Annotated in this window: 16 protein-coding genes; 11 read left to right on the top strand and 5 right to left on the bottom strand. The window is 66.4% G+C overall.

Going from position 1 to position 21,118, the window contains the following annotated elements:
• Window positions 1–81: 81 nt before the first annotated feature.
• The 3 genes from AB7M16_RS07740 (at window position 82) to AB7M16_RS07730 (ending at window position 3,079) form a co-directional block, all read left to right on the top strand.
• The gene (locus tag AB7M16_RS07740; RefSeq protein ID WP_172785281.1) at window positions 82–894 is read left to right on the top strand and encodes a UDP-2,3-diacylglucosamine diphosphatase; all 813 of its coding nucleotides are present in this window, start codon (window positions 82–84) and stop codon (window positions 892–894) included.
• Entirely contained in the window at window positions 894–1,937 is a 1,044-nt protein-coding gene (locus tag AB7M16_RS07735) for a glycosyltransferase family 4 protein (protein WP_453943547.1), read from the top strand. Before AB7M16_RS07740 ends, AB7M16_RS07735 begins: the two co-directional genes overlap by 1 nt.
• A gap of 158 nt (window positions 1,938–2,095) precedes the next feature.
• The gene (locus AB7M16_RS07730) at window positions 2,096–3,079 is read left to right on the top strand and encodes a threonine/serine dehydratase (RefSeq protein ID WP_453943546.1); all 984 of its coding nucleotides are present in this window, start codon (window positions 2,096–2,098) and stop codon (window positions 3,077–3,079) included.
• Window positions 3,080–3,339: 260 nt separating this feature from the next.
• Here the strand turns inward: AB7M16_RS07730 and AB7M16_RS07725 are convergent, their stop codons facing one another.
• Entirely contained in the window at window positions 3,340–5,148 is a 1,809-nt protein-coding gene (locus tag AB7M16_RS07725; protein ID WP_453943545.1) for a caspase family protein, read from the bottom strand.
• A gap of 166 nt (window positions 5,149–5,314) precedes the next feature.
• On the opposite strand from AB7M16_RS07725, the gene AB7M16_RS07720 reads away from it, so the two are divergent.
• The gene (locus tag AB7M16_RS07720) at window positions 5,315–5,758 is read left to right on the top strand and encodes an RbsD/FucU family protein (protein WP_212260247.1); all 444 of its coding nucleotides are present in this window, start codon (window positions 5,315–5,317) and stop codon (window positions 5,756–5,758) included.
• A gap of 95 nt (window positions 5,759–5,853) precedes the next feature.
• The gene (locus AB7M16_RS07715) at window positions 5,854–6,249 is read left to right on the top strand and encodes a hypothetical protein (protein ID WP_453943544.1); all 396 of its coding nucleotides are present in this window, start codon (window positions 5,854–5,856) and stop codon (window positions 6,247–6,249) included.
• Window positions 6,250–6,533: 284 nt separating this feature from the next.
• Here AB7M16_RS07715 and AB7M16_RS07710 read toward each other — a convergent pair whose 3' ends face one another.
• Window positions 6,534–7,964, bottom strand: a complete 1,431-nt coding sequence (locus tag AB7M16_RS07710) for a hypothetical protein (protein ID WP_453943543.1) — start codon at window positions 7,962–7,964, stop codon at window positions 6,534–6,536.
• Window positions 7,965–8,039: 75 nt separating this feature from the next.
• Here AB7M16_RS07710 and AB7M16_RS07705 point away from each other — a divergent pair, with 75 nt between their 5' ends.
• Entirely contained in the window at window positions 8,040–9,236 is a 1,197-nt protein-coding gene (locus AB7M16_RS07705; protein WP_453943542.1) for an MFS transporter, read from the top strand.
• Here AB7M16_RS07705 and dgcA read toward each other — a convergent pair.
• Window positions 9,206–10,201: an N-acetyl-D-Glu racemase DgcA gene (dgcA, locus tag AB7M16_RS07700; RefSeq protein WP_212260252.1), complete on the bottom strand. Its 996-nt coding sequence runs from the start codon at window positions 10,199–10,201 to the stop codon at window positions 9,206–9,208. The genes AB7M16_RS07705 and dgcA overlap by 31 nt on opposite strands.
• A gap of 131 nt (window positions 10,202–10,332) precedes the next feature.
• Here dgcA and AB7M16_RS07695 point away from each other — a divergent pair, with 131 nt between their 5' ends.
• The 3 genes from AB7M16_RS07695 to AB7M16_RS07685 are packed head-to-tail and all read left to right on the top strand — an operon-like array spanning window position 10,333 to window position 13,141.
• On the top strand, window positions 10,333–11,466 hold the full coding sequence (locus tag AB7M16_RS07695; protein WP_212260254.1) for an MlaE family ABC transporter permease: 1,134 nt from the start codon (window positions 10,333–10,335) through the stop codon (window positions 11,464–11,466).
• Between the two features lie 2 nt (window positions 11,467–11,468).
• Entirely contained in the window at window positions 11,469–12,239 is a 771-nt protein-coding gene (locus AB7M16_RS07690) for an ABC transporter ATP-binding protein (RefSeq protein WP_172785270.1), read from the top strand.
• Window positions 12,240–12,268: 29 nt separating this feature from the next.
• Entirely contained in the window at window positions 12,269–13,141 is an 873-nt protein-coding gene (locus AB7M16_RS07685) for an MlaD family protein (protein ID WP_453943541.1), read from the top strand.
• 358 nt (window positions 13,142–13,499) lie between these two features.
• Here AB7M16_RS07685 and AB7M16_RS07680 read toward each other — a convergent pair whose 3' ends face one another.
• A complete protein-coding gene (locus AB7M16_RS07680; RefSeq protein ID WP_453943540.1) occupies window positions 13,500–19,208 on the bottom strand; it encodes an apolipoprotein A-IV repeat region-like domain-containing protein in 5,709 nt (1,902 codons plus the stop codon).
• Window positions 19,209–19,604: 396 nt separating this feature from the next.
• On the opposite strand from AB7M16_RS07680, the gene AB7M16_RS07675 reads away from it, so the two are divergent.
• Both AB7M16_RS07675 and AB7M16_RS07670 read left to right on the top strand, forming a co-directional pair.
• Window positions 19,605–19,979 carry an Hpt domain-containing protein gene (locus AB7M16_RS07675; protein ID WP_212260258.1) on the top strand — a complete coding sequence of 125 codons (375 nt, stop codon included), beginning with the start codon at window positions 19,605–19,607 and terminating at the stop codon, window positions 19,977–19,979.
• A 165-nt stretch (window positions 19,980–20,144) separates the two neighbouring features.
• Complete coding sequence (locus AB7M16_RS07670; protein ID WP_008143731.1) at window positions 20,145–20,465, top strand: 2Fe-2S iron-sulfur cluster-binding protein; 321 nt, start codon at window positions 20,145–20,147, stop codon at window positions 20,463–20,465.
• A 28-nt stretch (window positions 20,466–20,493) separates the two neighbouring features.
• On the opposite strand, the gene AB7M16_RS07665 is transcribed toward AB7M16_RS07670, so the two are convergent.
• Window positions 20,494–20,961, bottom strand: a complete 468-nt coding sequence (locus AB7M16_RS07665) for an acyl-CoA thioesterase (RefSeq protein ID WP_212260260.1) — start codon at window positions 20,959–20,961, stop codon at window positions 20,494–20,496.
• Window positions 20,962–21,118: the final 157 nt, after the last annotated feature.

The raw sequence follows: 21,118 nt of genomic DNA, 5'->3' as shown, positions 1-21,118 counted from the left end.
AAGGCGTGATTCGTATTTCAAGGTGCCTCGAGGGTTCAATCGGTCATCCCCCTGTCACGGGACATTGTTACAGGCTGGCGCATGGGAAGTTACGATGTGAGTGACGAGAGCCCGGAGCGGCGCTTTCGCACGTTGTTCATCTCCGACGTCCATCTCGGAGCCCGCGGTTCTCAAGCCGATCTTCTGCTCGACTTCCTGCGCTACCATGATGCCGACACGATCTATCTCGTCGGCGACATCGTCGACGGCTGGGCGCTGAAGTCGAGCTGGCACTGGCCGCAATCGCATAACGACCTCGTCCAGAAGCTTTTGCGCAAGGCGCGCAAGGGCGCCAAGGTCATCTACATTCCCGGCAATCACGACGAGTTCCTGCGCAACTATTACGGCACGCATTTCGGCGGCATCGACGTGGTCGAGAACACGGTTCACACCGGCGTCGACGGCAAGCGCTATCTCGTCATTCACGGCGACATCTTCGATCTCGTGGTGCAGAACGCGCGCTGGCTCGCCCATCTCGGCGACAAGGCCTACGACTTCGCGATCCAGATGAATCGCTTCGTCAACTTCTTTCGCCGCCTGTTCGGCGTGCCCTATTGGTCGCTGTCGCAATGGGCCAAGCAGAAGGTCAAGAACGCCGTCAACTATATCGGCGCGTTCGAGCAGGCGCTTGCCGCCGAGGCACGGCGTCACGAGGCCGACGGCGTGATCTGCGGCCACATCCACTACGCCGTGATCCGCGACGAGGCCGGCATCCGCTACATGAATTGCGGCGACTGGGTGGAGAGCTGCACCGCCCTGGTCGAGCATGACGACGGCCATTTCGAGATCATCACCTGGGCGGATCAGTTGCAGAAGCCGGCGCAGGTGCCACAGGTCGCGGCAAGGGCGGCCTGATGCGCATCCTGGTCGCGACCGATGCCTGGCACCCGCAAGTCAACGGTGTGGTTCGGACGCTGACCAAGCTCGCTGACGCCGCCAAAGAGCTCGGCGTCGAGTTCACGTTCCTGACGCCTCAATCGTTCCGCACCTTCGCCATGCCGAGCTATCGCGACGTGCGCCTCGCCATGCCGCGCCCGGCCCGGATCGCAAGGCTGATCGAGGAGGCGCGGCCCGACAGCATCCACATCGCGACCGAAGGGCCGATCGGCCTGATGGTTCGCCGCTATTGCCGCCAGCGCAAGCTGCCGTTCACGACCAGCTTCCACACCCGCTTCCCTGAATATGTCCGCGCCCGCGTGCCAGTCCCTGGCTCGCTGATCTGGCGGGCGCTGCGGCGGTTCCACAGCCCCAGCCGCGCCGTGATGGCGGCGACGCCGGCGCTCGCGCGCGAACTGACCGAGCGCGGCTTCGACAATGTCGTGCTGTGGCCGCGCGGCGTCGACACGGGCCTGTTCCACCCCCGCGTCATCGATCTCTGCCTGCCGGCCCCCGTATTCCTGTCGGTCGGCCGGGTGGCCGTGGAGAAGAATCTCGAGGCGTTCCTGGAGCTCGACCTGCCCGGCACCAAGGTGGTCGTCGGCGACGGCCCGGCGCGCGCCTCGCTGGAAGAGGCCTATCCCGATGCGATCTTCCTCGGCGAGAAGCACGGTGAGGAACTGGCGGATATCTACGCGGCCGCCGACGTGTTCGTGTTCCCGAGCAAGACCGACACCTTCGGCCTGGTCCTGCTGGAGGCGCTGGCGAGTGGTCTGCCGGTCGCGGCTTTCCCGGTGAAGGGACCCCGCGACGTGATCGGCGATGCGCCGGTCGGCGCGCTTGATCACGATCTGCGCAGCGCCTGCTTCGCCGCACTCGACATCTCCCGGCAGGATTGCGTCGCGTTTGCCGCCAATTACACTTGGGAAGCCTCGGCGCGGGTCTTCATCGAGAGCATTTTGGCGGTCGGGGCGGTGCTGCCCGGCAGGGCCGGCGCGGAACAGCCGCGGTTCGTGGCCTAGAGCGATCTCGATCCGATGGATCGAAATGGCAATAGATTCTTGTTTTGACGCGTTTTCTTTACGCGAACCGGTAGCCACTTCGCTCTAAAGCGCTATGGGGAAAATCATCGCGCGGAGGTGTCTTGCCCGGGCCTGATCGGCCGCGATAACATTCCGCCATGACCGAACAGCTCCTTCCGGTCGGCCCTGCCGACATCGATGCCGCGGCGCGCGTGATCGCGCCTTACGCCATCCGCACCCCGCTGTTGTCCTTCCCCGTGCTCAACGAGCGCGTCGGTGCCAAGGTGTTTCTGAAGCCGGAGATGCTCCAGCGCACCGGCTCGTTCAAGTTCCGCGGTGCCTTCAACAAGGTGTTCTCGATCCCGCAGGACAAGCGCGCCGGCGGGGTCGTCGCGTTCTCCTCCGGCAACCACGCGCAAGGCGTGGCGGCGGCGGCAAAAATCCTCGACATGCAGGCGACCATCGTGATGCCGGCGGATGCCCCGCTGTCGAAGCGCGAGCGCACCAAATCCTACGGCGCCGAAGTCGTGCTGTACGACCGCGACAAGGACGACCGCGAGGCGATCTCGCGCGGCATCGCCGAGAAGCGTGGCGCGACGCTGGTCAAACCCTACGACGATCCCTTCGTGATCGCAGGGCAGGGCACCGCCGGCCGCGAGATCGCGGAGGACATGGCAACGCTTGGCCTCAGCCCCGACATCGTGGTGGCGCCGGCCTCCGGCGGCGGCCTGATCGCGGGCGTCGCCACGGCCGTGAAGGCGCGCTATCCGCAAGCCGAGATCGTGGTCGCCGAGCCCGAGGCCTTCGACGATCACGGCATTTCACTCAGCGCAGGTCATCGCGAGCCGCATCCGCCGGCTGGCCGCACCATCTGCGATGCGCTGATGGCGCTGATGCCGGGCGAGATGACGTTTGCGATCAACAGCAAGCTGCTCGCGCGCGGCGTCACGGCTTCCGATGCCGAAGTCGGCGCGGCCGTCGCCTTCGCCTATCGCGAGCTGAAGCTCGTGGTGGAGCCCGGCGGCGCGGTGGGTCTTGCCGCGCTGCTCGCCGGACGCCTGGACGTGACGGGGAGGAACGTCGTCATCGTGCTGTCAGGCGGCAATGTCGACGCGGATCTGTTCGCCGAGCTGGTGGCCTGATCGCCTCCTCCTCACGGCGCATCCCGGAATGAGAGGAACTAGGGGCAGAGCGTCGCCGCTCTGCCCCTTCTGTGTTTCTGTCGATCTTGAGGATCGAACTTTCCGCTTGCTCGGTGCAACCTCTCCCGCTTGCGGGAGAGGTCGGCACGCAGTGCCGGGTGAGGGCTTTTTCCTCTTGGGGATTGTCCCGTTGTGGAGAGACCCTCTCCCCAGCCCTCCCCCGCAAGCGGGGGAGGGAGCGCACCTTCTGTCTTGCGCAATCAGTGCATGAAGCCGCCGCGACGGTTGCCGCCATTGTTCATGCTCGGCGCCTGGTTCATCGACTGTCGGAAGTTGTTGTTGCTGCTGACCATGCGGTTCGGCATCGTGTTGAGCTGCGGACGGTTGGTCTGCACGTTGGTCTGCACCTGCACCTTGTTCACGGGGATAGTGTTGGGCTTCACGATGCCGGTGTTGCCGTTGTTGACGCGGATCGGCTGGTGCTGCGTCTGAACGTTGACCGGCTTCACGTCGATCTTCGTGCCCGGATTCACGGTCTTGCCAGAAGAGCCGTTGGTCGTGCCGGCATTGTTGCCGACGTTCTGCGGATTGTTGGTCGCAGGCAGGGTCACGATCTTGCCGATGCCGACCTTGCCATTGGTCGTGTTGGTCGGTGCGGGCAGGGTGACGATCTTGCTCGGGGTCTGCGACGGCGTGCCGTTCTGCGGGTTCGGCTGGTTGTTGCCCGCAGGCAGGGTGACGATCTGGCCGCCATTGCCGAGCTTGCCGACGACATTGCCGTCGACCGGCTTCTGCACGACCGGCAGATTGCCGTTCACCTGCACGCCATTGCCCTGCTGCATCAGCGGCACGTATTTGGGCTGGCCGAGATTGCCGATCTTGATGGTCGGGGCAATGTTCTGCGGCGCCAGGAACTTGGTCGCCTGCATCAAGGGGATCTGCTTCGGCTGCGCCTGCAGCTTCAGCGCGACCTGCGCATAGGGGCTGTTGCCGTAGCTGTCATAGAAGCTCTTGTACGCAAGCGGCGAGTTGGCGAGCACCGCCTTGTGCCAGGCCTGCGAGATCAGCAGGTTCTTGAGCAGCCAGCGGATGTGGTCGCACAGCGGATCGTGCGGATACATCTGGATGAACTCCTGATAATATTCCGGACGACCCTCGGACACGACGTAGTCATAGGCCTGGCGCGTCGAGCGGCTCGGCAAATTGGAGGCCATCTGCACGACCGGCGTATTCACCGGCGCGCGGTTGGCGGCAACCGCAGTGTCGCCGAAGAACGTAAAGTCGCTCGTCAGCGACGAGCTCTCCCACGGGATCTGCGCGCCGCTGGTGGTCTGGTTGACCTGCAGGCGCACGCGCTTGAACAGCTGCTCGATCGGCACGTTGGGCTCGCGCGCGACGTTCAGGAACGCCTGCGTGTAGGGGCTGTGACCATTGGTGCCGTCGAGCGCCTCAGCGCCCGGCGCGGTCGAGTAGCCGACGATCGAACCGTTCGGCGCATCGACGATTGCCAAGCCGCGGCCGGCGTCGTTGACTTCAGGGAACGGGTTGTTGCGGCAGGCATCGAGGATGACGATGCGCATGCGGCTCGGGATCGTCTCCAGCGTCGACATCACGTCGACGAGGCGCACCGAATTGTTGACGAGCTCGGTGGGGTTGGAGACCTTGGCATCGACCGGAACGAGATAGTTCTCGCCGGCGAGCTGCACACCGTGACCGGCGTAATAGACCATTGCCACCGTGTTCGGACCGCGCGAGGCGACCTTGGCGGAAAAGTCCTGGACGACGCGGAGCATGTCGTTCTGGGTCAGGTCGGTCGCTGCGACCACTTCGAACCCGGCGGAGTTCAGGAACTGCGCCATCGACTGGGCGTCATCGTCGGGATTCGCAAGCTGCGGCGCGTTCTTGTAGTTCGCATTGCCGATCACCAGCGCCACCCGCTGCTCCGGGCCTTGCAGCGCGGTGGGGGCAGGCTGCACCGGGGCGACCTGCGCGGAAACGGGCCCGCAGGCGAAGCCGAACAGGCTTCCCAACAGGCTCGCTGTCATGAAAAAGGGCTTTAGGCGGAACATGGCGTGCTCCTTTGGCACTCATCTCGATGCGAGATTGGTTGCGCGCAAGCTTGGCCGCGTTCGAGCCCTGCGGTCCGTGATCCCTGTCACCATGGCGGCCTCCGTGATCTGAATCACGCTCGGAACCTGTTATGGTTAGCGATCAATTGGGAGGAACCGCCGTCACATGCTGAAATCGATCGATCCGATCCTGACGCCAGACCTGCTCTGGCTGCTCGCCTCCATGGGCCACGGCGACGACCTCGTTTTCGTCGATGCCAATCACCCGGCCACCCGCATCGCGCAGAGCACCTCGTCGCAACGCTTGATCCAATTGCCGGGCATGACGATGGAGGTCGCCGTCCGCGCCATCATGTCGGTCTATCCGCTCGACGATTTCGATCCCGATCCGGTGCGTGTGATGATGCCGGTCGACGATCCCGACCGCGTGCCCGAGGTGCAGCGCGCCGTGCTCGCCGAGATCGAGCGCGCTGTTGGCCGCGCCGTTGCACCCGGCAAGCTCGCGCGTCCGGATTTCTATCGCGCGGCGGCGGCGGGCTTTGGCGTCGTGCAGGTCGGTGACAGCAGGGGCTATGGCTGCTTCCTGATCCGCAAGGGCGTGATCGGTTAGCGCGGCTGCGTTCGATCGACGCACCGCGTGATCGAAGCGGATGCGACATCGTGTGCGATGCTCCCACGCGACCATCTGCCAGCACTCGAATTTGAATGGTCTTCCGCCAGGCGAGCGTCTATCGTCGATCCATGTCTCGCCTTCTGTGTCTCTTCGTTGCTGTCATCCTGTCGTTGCTGCCCGCTGTCGCGTCCGCCGAGCCCGTGCAAAAGCGTCCCAAGCCGGTCTGGAAGGGCTATGGGTTTCTGCCGGGCTATCGGCAGCCGCTCAGCAACAGCATCCCGCTCTACAAGCAGAAAGACGCCATGCGGCGCCTCGCGCGGACTGAACGTCGCCATTGGTACATCGATCCGGTTCCGCAATATTATCGCTGGGACGGTGAGTGGCACTATTTCGGCCGCCCCGGGTTCAACGGCGGTCGCTACAACGGCGGCAGCTTTGGCCCGTGCTGGACGCGCACTCCGATCGGGGCGGTGTGGAATTGCGGGTGATGAGGCGCTGACTGCGCCTACGCGTCATTGCGAGCGCAGCGAAGCAATCCAGACTGCCGCCGCGGAGACACTCTGGATTGCTTCGCTGCGCTCGCAATGACGCTGTGGAGAGAGTGGCACCGAATCCGACTCTGGTGCCCCGGACGCAGCGCAGCGCTTCTTCAGCGGTGCGCTGCAGAGCCGGGGCCCATGCTCAGTGGAATTTGTGACTCCTGGGTCCCGGCTCTGCGCCGCAACGCCGTGGGCGTTGCAGCTTGTCCGGGACACGTGAGCGTGCGCGCCCCTTAGGAAAAGAACGCGATCTTCTCGGCCTGGGTCATGCGTCGGATCGGAGCGAGCGGGTCGTTGGCTGGTGCGCGCGGCTTTTGCAGGATGCCGCTGGCGAGGATGGTGGCGCCGAGTGAGGCTTCGGGCATGGACGCAGGCAGGGGCGAAGGCATCGGCAGCGTTGCGGCCGGTGCTGCGGCGAACGATGCTGCCGCCGCCATGGCCGGCGCCTGCTGCTCCATCACTTCGGCGGCGGCTTCCGCGATGGCGTCGGTGAGGCGCGCGAGCGAATCCAGCGCGATCGGTGCGTCCGCGGCGGGCTCTTCCGCGACGGCTGCGACGACCGGCTCGGCTGCGATCGGCTCCGGAAGCGCGGCGGCAACCGGCGTTGCGATCTCCGCGGCCATCGGTTCCGGCGTTGGCGCGGCCATCTCGACCGGCTCGATGATCTCGTCGAAATCGGGATCGGGCGCGGCCATCTCCATCGCGATGGCTTCGAGAATGGCTTCGTCCTCGGCCTCGGCGGCGGGATCGAGCGAGAACTCCTCGCTTGCTTCCGTCGATGCCTCGGGCTCAGCGGCCGGCTCTTCAAACGCGACGGCTTCGAGCTCGGCATATTCAGGCACGACGTTTTCGAGCACCGCGCTTTCAGCAGGGATCTGGCTGTCGGCCGCGATCTCCTGTGCAACAGCCGCGTCCATGGCCTGCTCGGCGATGACGGAGGTCTCAGCGACGGCCGTTGCTTCGACAGCCGCCGCCTCGGCTTCCGGAGCTGCGGCGATCTCTTCGCGCGTCTCCGTAAAAGCCACGGCTTCGCCGGCCATCGCCGCCGGCGCCGCCTCGACGGGCGAGGCTTCCGCAGCGGATGACGGCACCTCCTGCGCCGGAGCCGGAGCCGCCTGCGGCGATGCGCCGCCGTCGAGCTGCTCGACCCGATCCTTCAACAAATCGAACGCGGCCTTGAGCTCGACGCGGGGATCGAGGGTCGAGATCTGCCCGCAGGCGGCCTCGATCGAGGCCAGCTGCGAATCAATGAGGTCGCAGATTCGCCCGTCGGCGCCGATCTCGCGCCAGCGCCAGGAGATCTCCTTGATGATGCGCACCCCGCGCGGGATCGGTGCGAGGCTCGCCTCGATCGCGGCGGGATCGAACGCGGCGAGTGCGATCGTCTCCGCCTCGCGGATGGCGCGGCGGATTTCGACCAGCGCCCCGGGCAGGCGGTCCTCGACGACCGGTTGCCGCTGTGCCGCAAGGGTTTCCTCGATTCGAGCGACCGCATCCAGCACCATGCTTGTGTCGGCATTGCGGTTGCGCTTGGCATATTCGCCGAGGAACCAGCGGCCGCGCGCGGTCTCCATGAAGGCTTCGCGGATCGCTTCGTAATCCTGCTCGTTCGGCTCCGCGGCGCGGGCAGACATGGGCGAGAGGGCGAATGCTTCGTTGGCCATGACAATCTCGTCGCGCAAATCAGTGCGCGTTACTGTAACGATCACCACGATATCGACCGAATCGCAATTGGTTTGATGCAGTCCGAATCACAAATCCCCATCGCGGTAGCGACGAAGCGGCGATTCGCCGTGAGCCTCGCCGTGTTCTATTCGGCCTTTTTTGCGGTTCTGGGCACGCATATGCCGTTCTTCCCGGTCTGGCTGAAGGCGATCGGCGTCGACGCGGCCTGGATCGGCATCATCAACGCGCTGCCGGCCATCACACGTTTCACCACGCTGCCGCAGGTCACGGCCTTTGCCGAAAAGAGGCATGCCATTCGCGCCGCCATCATGGTGTCGGCGCTGGCGACGGCGATCGGATTTTCGGTCGTCGGCCTGCAGCAGCAGCCGCTGGCGCTGTTCGTGATCTACGCGCTGACCTGCATGATGTGGACGCCGACGATGCCGCTGACCGATGCCTATGCGCTGCGCGGTGTCGCCCGCTACGGGCTCGACTACGGACCCTTGCGGCTGTGGGGCTCGGCGGCTTTCGCCGCCGGCTCGCTCGCCTGCGGCTATCTGGTCGACGTCATTGCTCCGCGCGAGCTGATCTGGGTCATCGTGGCCTGGGCTGTCGTCGCTGTTCTCGCCAGCTTGCTGCTCCAGCCGCTCGACGATCTCAGGCGGAGGACGCCGGAGCGGCCCGCCGGCAAGCCGCTGCTGCGTGATGCCGGCTTCTGGGCGGTGATCGCATCGGCCGCGCTGATCCAGAGCAGCCACATCGCTTTCTACACCTTCTCGGCCATCGACTGGCAGCTCCATGGCATCAGCGGGCTCACCATCGCGGTGCTGTGGACGCTGGGCGTGATGGCCGAGATCGTGGTGTTCGCGCTGTCGCCGCGCTTCTCGCTGCATCCGTCCACGCTGATGGCGATCGGCGGCGTGATCGCCGTGCTGCGCTGGATCGTCACCGCCAGCGAGCCGCCGCTCGTGCTGCTCGCGATCGCCCAGCTCGGCCACGGCTTCAGCTTTGGCATGACCATCCTCGGCACCATGAACCTCTTGGTGCAGCGCGTGCCGTCGCATCAGATCGCGCGCGGGCAGGGCTATTACGCCGCCTGCAACGGACTCCTGGGCGCGGCGACGTCGATCGCATCGGGCGCGATCTATGCCCGCATCGGTGATGGTGTCTATTACGTCATGGCCGCGATGGCCGCTGCCGGCGCGATCCTGATCTGGTCGGCGCGGCATCGCCTCACGGCTCAGCCCCAGAGCGAAGCGTCCGGCGGGTAGACCAGGCTGTCGTCATAACGCAGGCCGTGGTCGCGGTCATGCGCGAGCAGCAGCGGGCCGTCGAGATCGACGAAGCGCGCCTGCGGCGTCACCAGCATCGCTGGCGCCATCGACAGCGAGGTTGCGACCATGCAGCCGATCATGATCTCGAAGCCGAGCGCCTGGGCGGCATCGGCCATGGCCAGTGCCTCGGTGAGGCCGCCGGTCTTGTCGAGCTTGATGTTCACGGCATCGTAGCGGTCGCGCAAGGGCGCGAGCGAAGAGCGGTCGTGCACGCTCTCGTCGGCGCAGACCGCCAGCGGGCGCCTGATCCGCGCCAGCGCCTCGTCTCTGCCTGCCGGCAGCGGCTGCTCCACCAGGGTAACGCCGGCCACGGCGCAGGCAGCGAGATTGTGTTCGAGATTGGCCTCGGTCCAGGCCTCGTTGGCATCCACGATCAGCTCGGCTTCGGGGGCGGCCTTGCGCACGGCCGCGATGCGCTCCGGATCGCCGTCGCCGCCGAGCTTGATCTTGAGCAGCGGCCGGTGCGCCGCCTTGGCGGTCGCCGCGGCCATGGCCTCGGGGGTCCCTAACGAGATCGTGTAGGCCGTGGTGCGCTCCCCCGGGGCCGGGCGGTCGAGCAGGTTCCAGGCGCGCAAGCCGGCCGCCTTGGCCTCGAGGTCGATCAGGGCGCAATCCAGGGCGTTGCGGGCCGCACCGGGCGGCATGGCGGCCTGGAGGGCCTCTCGCGTCAGCCCGCCAGCGACGGCCTCCTGCATGGCCTCAATCGCGGCCAGTGTCGCCTCCGGCGTCTCGCCATAGCGGGGATAGGGCACGCACTCGCCGCGGGCGGTCAGGCCGTCCCGGCTGACCTCCGCCACGACGGTGACGGCCTCGGTTTTGGCGCCCCGGCTGATGGTAAAGCTGCCGGCGATCGGGAAGCGCTCGATTCGCGTCGCCAAAGCTGCAAATTTCATGGAAGTCATTTTGAACTCTGGCGAAATCTGAACCTGCTAGTTACCTCTAGCAACTAACATTAACCACTTGGGGATACCTTCTCTGGGTAAGGGCGCGTGCGCAACCATCTGATTTTCTCCGCCCCGGCACGGGAGCGGACATGAGTGGCGATCCGAAGCTGGAACGGATTGCCAAGGGCAACGCGCTGGCGCTGTGCGCCACCGGGACCTGGACCGCGAGCTTTGCGCCGGTCCTGGAGCGGATGGTGGCCGATGCCGAGAAGCTCGCAGGCACTCCGCAAAGCATCTTCATCGACGTCTCCGAAATCGCCAAGCTCGACACGTTCGGCGCCTGGCTGATCGAGCGGCTGCGCCGCAGCCTGACCAAGGGACCTGTCGAGGCGCAGATTGCGGGTCTGTCCGCCAATTATTCCAGCCTCGTGGACGAGGTGCGGCGGGTCAGGGCGGCGGCCGTGGTCGACAGTAACCCGATCACCATCTCCGGCATGCTGGAGCAGATCGGCCGGGCCGTGGCCGGCGTCGCCGGCACGGTGGCGGGCCTCGTCGACATGCTCGGCGCCGTGCTCGCGGCGTGGTTTCGCGTCCTGATTCATCCGCGCTCGTTCCGCCTGACCTCGACCGTGCATCACATGGAGCAGGTCTGCTGGCGCGCGGTGCCGATCATCGTGCTGATCACCTTCCTGATCGGCTGCATCATCGCGCAGCAAGGTATTTTCCATTTCCGCCGCTTTGGCGCCGACATCTTCGTGGTCGACATGCTCGGCGTCCTGGTGCTGCGCGAGATCGGCGTGCTGCTGGTCGCGATCATGGTCGCGGGCCGCTCGGGGAGCGCCTACACCGCCGAGCTCGGCTCGATGAAGATGCGCGAGGAGATCGACGCGCTGCGCACCATGGGATTCGATCCGATCGAGGTGCTGGTGTTGCCGCGCATGATGGCGCTGGTGCTGGCGCTGCCGATCCTGGCGTTTCTCGGCGCCATGGCCGCGCTCTATGGCGGCGGTCTGGTGGCCTGGCTCTATGGCGGCGTTCAGCCGGAAGCGTTCCTGTTGCGCCTGCGCGATGCCATCTCGATCGATCATTTCATCGTCGGCATCGTCAAGGCGCCCGTCATGGCGGCCGTGATCGGCATCGTCGCCTGCGTCGAAGGGCTGGCCGTGCAGGGCAGCGCGGAATCGCTGGGTCAGCACACCACCGCGTCGGTGGTGAAGGGTATCTTCTTCGTCATCGTCATGGACGGCATCTTCGCCATCTTCTTCGCCTCGATCGGGATGTGACGATGGCAGGCGAGATACAGGATCCGATCATCCGCGTCCGCGACATCACCGTGCAGTTCGGCGCGACGCGCGTGCTCGACGGGCTCAACCTCGACGTCAAGCGCGGCGAGATCCTGGGCTTCGTCGGTCCCTCCGGCGCGGGCAAGTCGGTGCTGACGCGCACCATCATCGGCCTGGTGCCGAAGGTCGCAGGCTCCATCGAAGTGTTCGGCGTCGACCTGGATTCCTCGAGCACGTCGCAGCGGCGCAACGTCGAGCGGCGCTGGGGCGTCCTGTTCCAGCAGGGCGCGCTGTTCTCCTCGCTGACCGTGCGGCAGAACATCCAGTTTCCGATGCGCGAATATTTGCGCGTCTCGCAGCGGCTGATGGACGAGATCACCATGGCCAAGCTCACCATGGTCGGCCTCAAGCCCGAGGTCGCCGAGCGTTTCCCGTCGGAGCTCTCCGGCGGCATGATCAAGCGCGTGGCCCTGGCGCGCGCGCTGTCGCTCGATCCCGACCTCGTCTTCCTGGACGAGCCGACCTCCGGCCTCGACCCGATCGGCGCCGGCGACTTCGACGAGCTGGTCCGGACCCTCCAGCGCACTTTGGGGCTGACCGTTTTCATGGTAACCCACGACCTCGACAGCCTTTACACCGCATGTGACCGCATCGCCGTTTTAGGGAACGGTAAGATCATTGCGGCAGGGTCGATCGCCGACATGCAGGCCTCGCAGCATCCCTGGCTGAGGCAGTATTTCCATGGCAAGCGCGCCCGCGCGGTCATGGGTTGAGTAGCTGGGTTGAGTAGCCGGAGCACCTGATGGAAACGCGGGCGAATTACATATTGATCGGCTCGTTCACGTTGGCGGTGATCGCCGCCGCGATCGGCTTCGTGCTGTGGTTTCAGTCGCTGCACACCACCAAGCAGCGCAGCCCGCTGCGCGTCGTGTTCGAGGGGCCCGCGGCGGGCCTGCGCAACGGCGGCAGCGTCAATTTCAACGGTATCAGGGTGGGCGAGGTGGTCTCGGTGAAGCTCGACAACCCGCGGCGGGTTGTCGCACTCGCGATGATCGAGAACAACGCTCCGATCCGCAAGGACACCCTGGTCGGCCTCGAATTCCAGGGCCTGACCGGCGTCGCCGCGATCTCGCTCAAGGGCGGCGAGGAGGCCGCAGCCCCGCCGCCGCTCGACCAGGACGGCATCCCGACGCTGACCGCCGACCCCAACAAGCTGCAGGACGTCACCGAGGCGATCCGCGCCACGCTGCAGAACATCAACAAGATCGTCGCCGACAATCAGGACTCGGTGAAGAACTCGCTGAAGAACCTCGAGACCTTCACCAACTCGCTGGCGCGCAATTCCGAGAAGATCGACGGCGTGATGGCGAAGGTCGACGGCGTCATGCTCAAGGCCGACAACCTCATGCTCGGCCTCAACACGCTGGCCGGCGGCAAGGACGGCGGCGAGCTGTTCCAGGCGGTGAAGTCGATCCGCGAGCTGGCCGACGATTTCGACAAGCGCTCCGGCGCATTGATGGCCGACGGCCGCCGCACCCTCGGCGACATCAGCCGTGCCGTGAACAATTTCGACCGCAACCCCACCCGCGTCTTGTTCGGCGCCAGCAATTCATCGCAACCCGCCCCGCCGCCCGAGCCGCCCAAGCCGGCACCCGCCGCGAGCGGCAGGCGGTAGCGGGAGCGTTCGCACGAGATGAGAGAGGGCGCATGCTCTCTCCGCCGTCATTGCGAGCGAAGCGAAGCAATCCAGACTGTCTCTGCGGCGGCAGTCTGGATTGCTTCGTCGCTTCGCTCCTCGCAATGACGAGCTTGCGACCCGTGTCCCGGACGCGCTGCAACGCTCTTGGCGTTGCTGCGCAGAGCCGGGACCCAGAAAGCCACACCGTACGATGCCGCGTGGGCCCGGCTCTGCAGCGCACCGCTAAAGAAGCGCTGCGCTGCGTCCGGGGCACGAGAGCGCGGATGACGCACTCAAACAAAAACGGAGGCCGAGAGGCCTCCGTTTTCTTTCGCTGTTCGTTGCTATCGGCCGCTTACCCCAGGCGGCCAGCCGCGTGCGCTAGCAGCGTGTACACCAGGCCCGTCTCCGAGATCAGGTGGCTGCGCAGCTCCTGCGGTCCGCGGCCGTCGCGGGCGACTTCGTCGAGCAGGCGCTCGAACTCGGCGACGTAGCGGTCGACCGTGCCCTTGAAGTTGCGGTCGGCGCGGTACTTGCGGGCGACCTCGTCGAAGGCCTTCTGGCCGGCGGGCGTGTAGAGGCGCTTGGTGAAGGCCTTGTTCTCGCCGCGCTGGTAGCGGTCCCACATCTCGGCGGCGAGGTTGCGGTCCATCAGCCGGCCGATGTCGAGCGACAGCGATTCCAGCGGATTGCTGCTTGCCTGCGGAGCCTGCGGCTGCGGTGCAGGGGCAGCAGCACGGCCACGGGGAGCCTCACGGCCGTTCGGAGCGCCCTGGTTGGCGTCCGTGCGGTTGAGCAGGTCCGACAGCCAGCCGTCACGGTTCTGGTCGTTGTTGCCGGGCGCGACCGGCGGCGCTTCGGTGCGGCGCGCGGCCGGCATGCCGAGGTCCGGCGGCGGCAGCGTCGAAGCGCTGCCGATGTCGCGCATGCGGGTCTCCGGCGCGCGGCTGCCGACGGCGGCCAGCACCGGCTCTTCCTGGCGCTGCACGCTGGCGCGGCCCGCCGTGGTGACGTCGAGCCCGCGGCCGTGCTGGGCCACGATGCGGTTGAGCTCGGCGAGCGCCTCGATCTGGTCGACGATCACCTTGCGCATCTGCGCCGTGCTCTCGGCAGCCTCCTGCGGCATCTCGAGCACGCCGCGGCGCAGCTCGTTGCGGGTGGCTTCGAGCTCGTTGTGCATCTCGAAAGCCATCTGCTTCATGCTGGCGACGAGGTTGGTGAACTTCTCGGTCGACTGCTTGAACATCGCATCCGCCTCATCGGTGGTCTGGCGGTAGATGTCGTGCATGGCCTCGATGGTCTGCCGGTGCTCCTCTTCGGATGCCGCGCGCACCGCCTCGAACTGGCGGGTGATCGCAGCCGAGCCGGCGCCGGCGGTCTCGGCGACGACGCGGGCGATGTCGCGGGCGCGCTCTTCGGCAGCCGCCAGCGATTCATCGAGCAGGCCGGTGAAGCGCGACAGCCGCTGGTCGAGATCGGCCGTGCGCAGGTCGATCGTGGTGACGAGCGATTCCAGCGCCTGCTTGCGCTCGGCGAGCGAGGCGGTGGTGTTCTTGTTGCTCTGCTCGACGACCTGGGCGGCCTCGACCAGCGCCTGGCCGTGCTTGTCGAACTGGGTCGACAGCTCGCCGAGATCCTGCAGCGCCTTCGTGGTCTTGCTGTTGAAGACGTTGAGCTGCTCTTCCAGGTTCTGCGTCGCCGCGCCGTTGCGCGAAGTGACGTCATTCATCGCCGAGACGAAGTCGGCGACGCGGGTCACCAGCGCCCGCTCGAGCGAGTTGAGGTTGTCGTGCGCACCGGTCAGCACCTCCTGAAGCAGGATGTTGCCTTCGCGCAGGCGCTCGAACAGGGCGACCGTGTCGGTGCGCAGGATCTTGCTGGTCTCCTGCATCTCGGTGACGGCCGCAATCGAGACCTGGCGCGACTGGTCGATCGCGGAACGCGACGACTGCTCGAGATCCTTGAGCGACTTGCTGACCGCACTGGTGGCGACCTCGCTCGCGGCGTTGATGGTGCGGGCGACTTCCGAGCCGTTGCCCATCATGGTCTGCGAGAAGGCCTGGCCGCGCGTCTCGATCGACTTCAGCGCGTCGGAGGTGACGCGGTCGATGTCGAGCGTGAGCTGGCTCGTCTTCGTGCCGATCGCGTCGACCAGCGCACCGCGCTTGGCGTCGATCATGTTCGACAGACGGTCGGCCTGCTGCTGCACATAGGTGACGATCTCGTCGGTCTTGCCGGTCATGGCCTGGCCGAAGCTGGAGCTGGCGGCGAGCACCGAACGCTCGACGTCGGCCGAGCTCGACTTGACGCGCGAGCTCGCCTCGTTGGAGGCGGAGATCAGCGCGTTCTGGGCGTTGAGCGCGCTGGTCTGGATGTCGTTGGTGGCGTTGGCGGTGGCCGCGCTCAGCGTGCGCTCGATCTCGGTCGAGATCGTGCGGATCTGGCTCGCGGCGTCGGCCGAGGTCGAGGTCAGCGAGATCTGGGCCTCACGCGCGCTGTTCAGGATGGTCGAGGCGGTGTCGGCGCCGACCGCGGTCAGCGTGCGCTCGATGTCCGTCGTCAGCGACTTGATCTGGCTCGCCGCGTCGGTCGAGGCGGAGATCAGCGTGCCCTGGGCCTCGCGAACGCCGCTGGTGAGCGCCTCGATGGTGGCGCCGCCGGCGGTCGCCAGCGCGCGCTGCATCTCGGCCGCGAGCGAACGGACCTGGCTGGTCTGCTCGGCCGAGACCGCGAGCAGGGTGCTCTGGGCGTCGCGGGCGCTGGTGGTGATCGTCTCGGCGGTGGACTGGCCGACCTGCGAGAGCGAGCGATGCACTTCGGCCGCGAGGGACTTGACCTGGCTCGCCGCGTCCGAGGACGCCGTCACCAGCGTGCTCTGGGCCTCGCGGGCGCCGCTCATGATGGTCTCGGCCGTCGAGGTGCCCGCCATCGTCAGCGAACGCTGCACGTCCGAGGACAGCGCCTTGATCTGGTTGGCGGTCTCGGTCGAGGCCGCGATCAGCGTGCTCTGCGCATCGCGGGCACCGGCGGTGATCGACTCCGCGGTGGCGGTGCCGGCCATCGACAGCGAGCGCTGCACGTCGGCGGTGAGCGTCTTGACCTGGTTGGCCGCATCCGAGGACGCAGTGACGAGGGTGGTCTGCACCTCGCGGGCGCCGGCCAGGATCGAGGCCGCGGTGGCGGAGCCCGCCGCCGACAGCGTGCGCTCGACGTCGGCCGCGAGCCCCTTGATCTGGGTGGAGGCTTCGCCCGAGGCCGCGACCAGCGTCGACTGTGCTTCGCGCGCGCTGGTCAGGATCGAGTTCGCCGCACCGGTGCCGACCGCGGTCAGCGCCTGCTCGACCTCGGCGGAGGTCATCTTGAGCTGGGCGTTGACGTCGGAGGAGACCGTCAGCAGCGACTGCTGGGCGGTGCGCGCACCGGTCTGGATCGTCTCGCTGGTGTTGACGACGAGGTTGGTGAGCGAGCGCTCGGCGTCCTCGACATGCGAGCGGATCGCGGTCGAGATCATCTCGGCGCGGGACATCATGTCCTCGCTGGCCTGGCGTCCGCTGCTTTCAATGCGGCCGGCGACGGCCTCGACGCGCGAGCCGAGCAGGTCCTCGAACTGCGCCACGCGCACGTCGATGTCGCTGGCGACCGAGCCGACCTTGGTCTCGATGGCCTGCTGGATATCCTGGAAGCGTGCCGTGACCGTGTCGGTCAGATGCGTGCTGCGGCCGTCGATGATCTCGGCGACGCCGGTGATGCGGCGGTCGACGGCCTCGATCGCCTGCGCGGTGCCGTCGGTGAGCGTCGAGCTCAGCAGCGTGAGGCGGGTGTCGATCGACTGCACGGCCTGCGAGGCGCCGTTGGTCACGGACGTGGTCAGGTAGGTGAGGCGGGCGTCAATGGATTCGAGCGCCTGCGTCGCGCCGCCAGTGAGCGTCGTCGTGAGGTGCGTCAAGCGGGTGTCGATCGACTGGATGGTCTGCGACGCACCATCGGTCAGCGACGTCGTGAGGTGATTGAGGCGTGCATCGATCGTTTCGATGGCCTGCGACGCGCCGCCGGTCAGCGAGGTCGTGAGGTGGGTGAGGCGCGAGTCGATCGACTGGATGGCCTGCGCGGCACCGTCGGTCAGCGACGTCGCCAGCGTGTTGATGCGTCCGTCGATGGTTTCGGTCATCGACTTCGCGCGGCCGTCGAACGACTGTTCGAGCGCGGCGACGCGGCCGACGAGCTGCTCGTCGAAGGTCCTGATGTGGCCTTCGATGGTGCCGTCGAGGCTGGCGATCTTGCCGTTCAGCGAGGCGTCGATATTGCCGACGCGTTCGCCGATCGTGGTCTCGAACTGCGCGAGGCGCTGGTCGAGCACCGCCGTGATCTGGCCGCCGTTCGACGTGAAGCGGGTGTCGAAATTGTCGACATAGGTCTTCAGCGTCTCGGCGATGTCCTGCGTTCGCTGCCCCATGCGCTCGACGATCTCGCCGCCGAAGGTCTTCACGGTGCGGTCGAACTCGGAGATGTGGCGGGTGATCAGCGCGCCCAGCGTGCCGGAGTCGCGGGCGAACTTCTCGACCAGCTCGGTGCCCTGGTTCCTCACCAGCTCGTCGAACGCGCTCATCTGCAGCGACAGCGAATCGTGCGCGGTCTCGGTCTGGCTGACGACCTTGGCGACCAGGGAGTTGACGGTGGCGTCGAGCGCTTCGCTGGCCTTGTCGCCGCTCGTCATGATCTGGCCGGCGAGGCGGTTGCCGGCGTCGTCGATCTTGGCGGAGATGTCGTTGGAACGCAGCTCGAGCTCGAGCAGCAGCGAGTCCGACGAGTTCTTCAGGCTGTCGTGCACCTGCTCGGTGCGCTCGGAGATGCCGTCGACGATCGCGGCGGAACGCTGCTCGAACTCGCCGGTGATGCGGTCGATGCGCTCGTTCAGCATCTCGTGGACGCGGTCGGCGAGGTCGACGAACTCGTCGTGGACGTGGCCGGTCTTGAAGTTGAGGCTGGTGGTCAGCCGCTCGCTGGCGTCGAGCACGGCGCGCGTGGTCTCGTTGCTGGCTTCCTCGAGGCGGTCGAGCAGGTCGCCGCCGCGCTCGCCGAGCGCCAGGATCATGTTGTCGCCGGCATTGCTCAGCGCCTGGGTGATGTGGGCGCCGCGCTCTTCCAGCGCGCCGGTGATCGACTTGGCGACCTCGTCGACGCGGGAGGCGATCGCGTCCGAGATCAGCGCGATGTCGTGGCGCAAGTCGATCTGTACGCCGGAAATGGCGCTGCGAACCTGCTCGGCCTGGCCGACCAAATTGTCGCGCTGATGCGCGATGTCCTGGAGCAGGGCACGGATGCGGACCTCGTTGTCGGAATAGGCGCGTTCGAGCGCGGCGACCTCGTTGGCAACCAGCGTCTCGAGCTCGCCGGCGCGCGCAATCGCGCGCTCGATGCCGTCGCCCATCGCCGCGACCTCGCGGCGGATGGCCTGGCCGACGGTGACCATGGAATCGGCGGCCGAGCCTTCCGGCTCGGAGAAGCGGATCGCGACCTGCGCCATCGCCTGCGCGATCATGCGCATTTCCTGGCCGCGCCAGACGAGGCTGGCGAGGAAGTAGAACAGCATGATCGGCGCGAAGAACATCGCAACGAGGCCGGCGATGACGAGCACGCCGCCGCTCTGGCCCATGGCGGCCTGGATCGAGGGCAGGAAGCCGACGGTCAGCGCGGCGCAAGCGGCGAGCCAGATGCCGGCGAAGATGGTCGCGAAGGTGTAGACGTTGCGGGCAGGGCGGCCCTTCTGCAGCGCCTGGAGCAACTGACCGATGGTCTCGCGGTCGTCATTGGCGGGACGGCGCGCGGTGCGCGGCTCCTCGACCGGGTCGAACACGGTCGACCGTTCGTTGGCGGCGGGGCGCGGCTCGAAGTTCGGATCGTCGAACACCGGTGGCGCGGCTGGCGGCACCGGGGGCGCCGTTTCGTTGCGCATCGCGGCGTTGCGGCTGGTATCGGCCGCCGTGTCGCTGATGTTCAGGGCTTCCTGAATCGCAGAAAGCGCAACTTCTGTAGGGTCTTTGACCTTTTTCGGAGTGTTCGCCATGTTCAGTCCGAGCCCTCGTTACTTGTACGCGTCCCCCCGCGAGCCCTGCGCGCGGCGCAAGCCCACAGACCGGATCATGCCGCTTGCGCGGATCTCCGAGCCGTCCCCACCCGAACGGCTTGTCCGCCAATTTCTGCAACATCCTATTGGCAGAGCGTCGCGAATGAAATGCCCGCGATTAAGACATTCTTAATCATCGTTAACAGCATCGGGCCGTAACGCCTTAGCAATCAATGCAATTCTCCACTGGACTCGGCGGATTGCGGCAACTTTTCGTCAATAAACCGGCGGATCTGCGTCAATTTCCCCAAACATTTCGTTAACCATTTCCATGCTTGGGTGAGGGGAACCTGACCGCCGGACCGGCGGCCGTCGCGCGATGCCGGGGCCTGCGCCATGACGCCTGAACTGCAACGGATGGACTGGATGCCCTCGCCCCCGCTTGCGCCGATCGACAGCCCGCTCGACCTCGAGCACCTCTCCCGGATGACGCTCGGCGATGCCGAGCTGGAGCAGGAAGTGCTGGCCATGTTCGCGGAGCAGGCGGCCCGTTTGCTCGCGGCGATGACAGCGTTGCCGGCCGAGACCGGCGCGCTCGCGCACAAGCTCAATGGCTCGGCGCGCGGGATCGGCGCCTTTGCGGTGGCCGATGCCGCAGCCAGCCTGGAGACTGCGATCCGGACAGGCCAAGGCCGGCCCCATGCCTTGGCCGCACTGAAGGAGGCGGTGGCCGAGGCCCGTGCCGCCATCGCGGCGATGCTGAAGCGTTGAGCCGATACGACCGGAGCCGGGCTCTAGTCGCTTGTTTTGACGCGTTTTCTTCCCGCAAAGCGGGATTCAATTCGCAACAAAACGCTATGGCGCCGGGCTGATCGACCCGTTATAGGACAGCCGGGACCCTCCTTCATTCAAAGCACCGCGGCAGCACGAGCACACATGGCCAAGATTCACTTTGTCGACCACAAGGGCGAAACCCGCACGGTGGAAATCGAGAACGGCGCAACCGTGATGGAAGCTGCGATCCGCAACAGCATTCCCGGCATCGAGGCCGAATGCGGCGGCGCCTGCGCCTGCGCGACCTGCCATGTCTATGTCGACGAAGCCTGGCGCGAGAAGGTCGGCAGCCCGACGCCGATGGAAGAGGACATGCTCGACTTCGGTTTCGATGTGCGCCCGAATTCGCGCCTGTCTTGCCAGATCAAGGTCTCCGACGAGCTCGACGGTCTCGTCGTGGCGACGCCCGAGCGCCAGGCCTGATCGTCTCCAAGCAGGCTATCCAAGTAGACTAGATGCTCGGCGGCGCGACCTCGATGCCGCGCTTGTGCCAGGGTCTGAGCTTCTCGATCACCTCTGCGGTCAGCGGCGCGGGTCGCCGCGTGGCCTCGTCGAGCAGGACGCCGACCGACGTCGCCGACGCAATGCACGTGCCGTTCGAGAACACGACCTGCTCGAATGTCACCGACGTTCGCCCGAGCTTGACCACGCCGAGGCCAAGCTCGATCGTGCTCGGCCAGTGCAGCTCGGCGCGAAAGTGCATGTCGAGCCGCACCATGATCCAGGCCAGGCCCGGCGGGGTCAGCCCGTATTCGGGAAGCTTCATCAGCGTGACACGGCCGGTCTCGAAATAAGTTGCGTAGACCGCGTTGTTGACGTGCTGGTTCGGGTCCAAGTCGCCGAACCGGACGTTGTCGCTGAGGCGAAACGGAAAGTCCTCGAAGTGCGGGGTCGTGTCGAGGCGGGCTGGTGCGTTCACCGGTTGATCTCCGTCATATCCATGCTCGTTACAGCCCAGTTATTCTGGCCCGGCAAGTGGGCGCGGCTGCGGGGCGAACCCGCTTTTATGCCTTCCCTGTTCCATCCCCGTTGGCTAGACAGGCAGGGTCACCTCTGCCCAACGGGCGCCGTCCAAC

This window comes from Bradyrhizobium sp. USDA 372 (genome assembly GCF_053629095.1).
The sequence above is the reverse complement of the archived record's forward strand: the minus strand, read 5'-3'. Positions and strand labels throughout refer to the sequence as shown.

What these genes read in the sequence shown, in the direction of transcription:
- AB7M16_RS07720 (WP_212260247.1), top strand. Translation starts at nt 5,315, where the DNA reads ATGCTGAAATCGATCGATCCGATCCTGACGCCAGACCTGCTCTGGCTG.
- AB7M16_RS07695 (WP_212260254.1), top strand. Translation starts at nt 10,333, where the DNA reads ATGAGTGGCGATCCGAAGCTGGAACGGATTGCCAAGGGCAACGCGCTG.
- AB7M16_RS07710 (WP_453943543.1), bottom strand. Translation starts at nt 7,964, where the DNA reads ATGGCCAACGAAGCATTCGCCCTCTCGCCCATGTCTGCCCGCGCCGCG.
- AB7M16_RS07675 (WP_212260258.1), top strand. Translation starts at nt 19,605, where the DNA reads ATGACGCCTGAACTGCAACGGATGGACTGGATGCCCTCGCCCCCGCTT.
- AB7M16_RS07735 (WP_453943547.1), top strand. Translation starts at nt 894, where the DNA reads ATGCGCATCCTGGTCGCGACCGATGCCTGGCACCCGCAAGTCAACGGT.
- AB7M16_RS07670 (WP_008143731.1), top strand. Translation starts at nt 20,145, where the DNA reads ATGGCCAAGATTCACTTTGTCGACCACAAGGGCGAAACCCGCACGGTG.
- AB7M16_RS07680 (WP_453943540.1), bottom strand. Translation starts at nt 19,208, where the DNA reads ATGGCGAACACTCCGAAAAAGGTCAAAGACCCTACAGAAGTTGCGCTT.
- AB7M16_RS07725 (WP_453943545.1), bottom strand. Translation starts at nt 5,148, where the DNA reads ATGTTCCGCCTAAAGCCCTTTTTCATGACAGCGAGCCTGTTGGGAAGC.
- AB7M16_RS07690 (WP_172785270.1), top strand. Translation starts at nt 11,469, where the DNA reads ATGGCAGGCGAGATACAGGATCCGATCATCCGCGTCCGCGACATCACC.
- AB7M16_RS07705 (WP_453943542.1), top strand. Translation starts at nt 8,040, where the DNA reads ATGCAGTCCGAATCACAAATCCCCATCGCGGTAGCGACGAAGCGGCGA.
- AB7M16_RS07730 (WP_453943546.1), top strand. Translation starts at nt 2,096, where the DNA reads ATGACCGAACAGCTCCTTCCGGTCGGCCCTGCCGACATCGATGCCGCG.
- AB7M16_RS07740 (WP_172785281.1), top strand. Translation starts at nt 82, where the DNA reads ATGGGAAGTTACGATGTGAGTGACGAGAGCCCGGAGCGGCGCTTTCGC.
- AB7M16_RS07685 (WP_453943541.1), top strand. Translation starts at nt 12,269, where the DNA reads ATGGAAACGCGGGCGAATTACATATTGATCGGCTCGTTCACGTTGGCG.
- dgcA (WP_212260252.1), bottom strand. Translation starts at nt 10,201, where the DNA reads ATGACTTCCATGAAATTTGCAGCTTTGGCGACGCGAATCGAGCGCTTC.
- AB7M16_RS07715 (WP_453943544.1), top strand. Translation starts at nt 5,854, where the DNA reads ATGGTCTTCCGCCAGGCGAGCGTCTATCGTCGATCCATGTCTCGCCTT.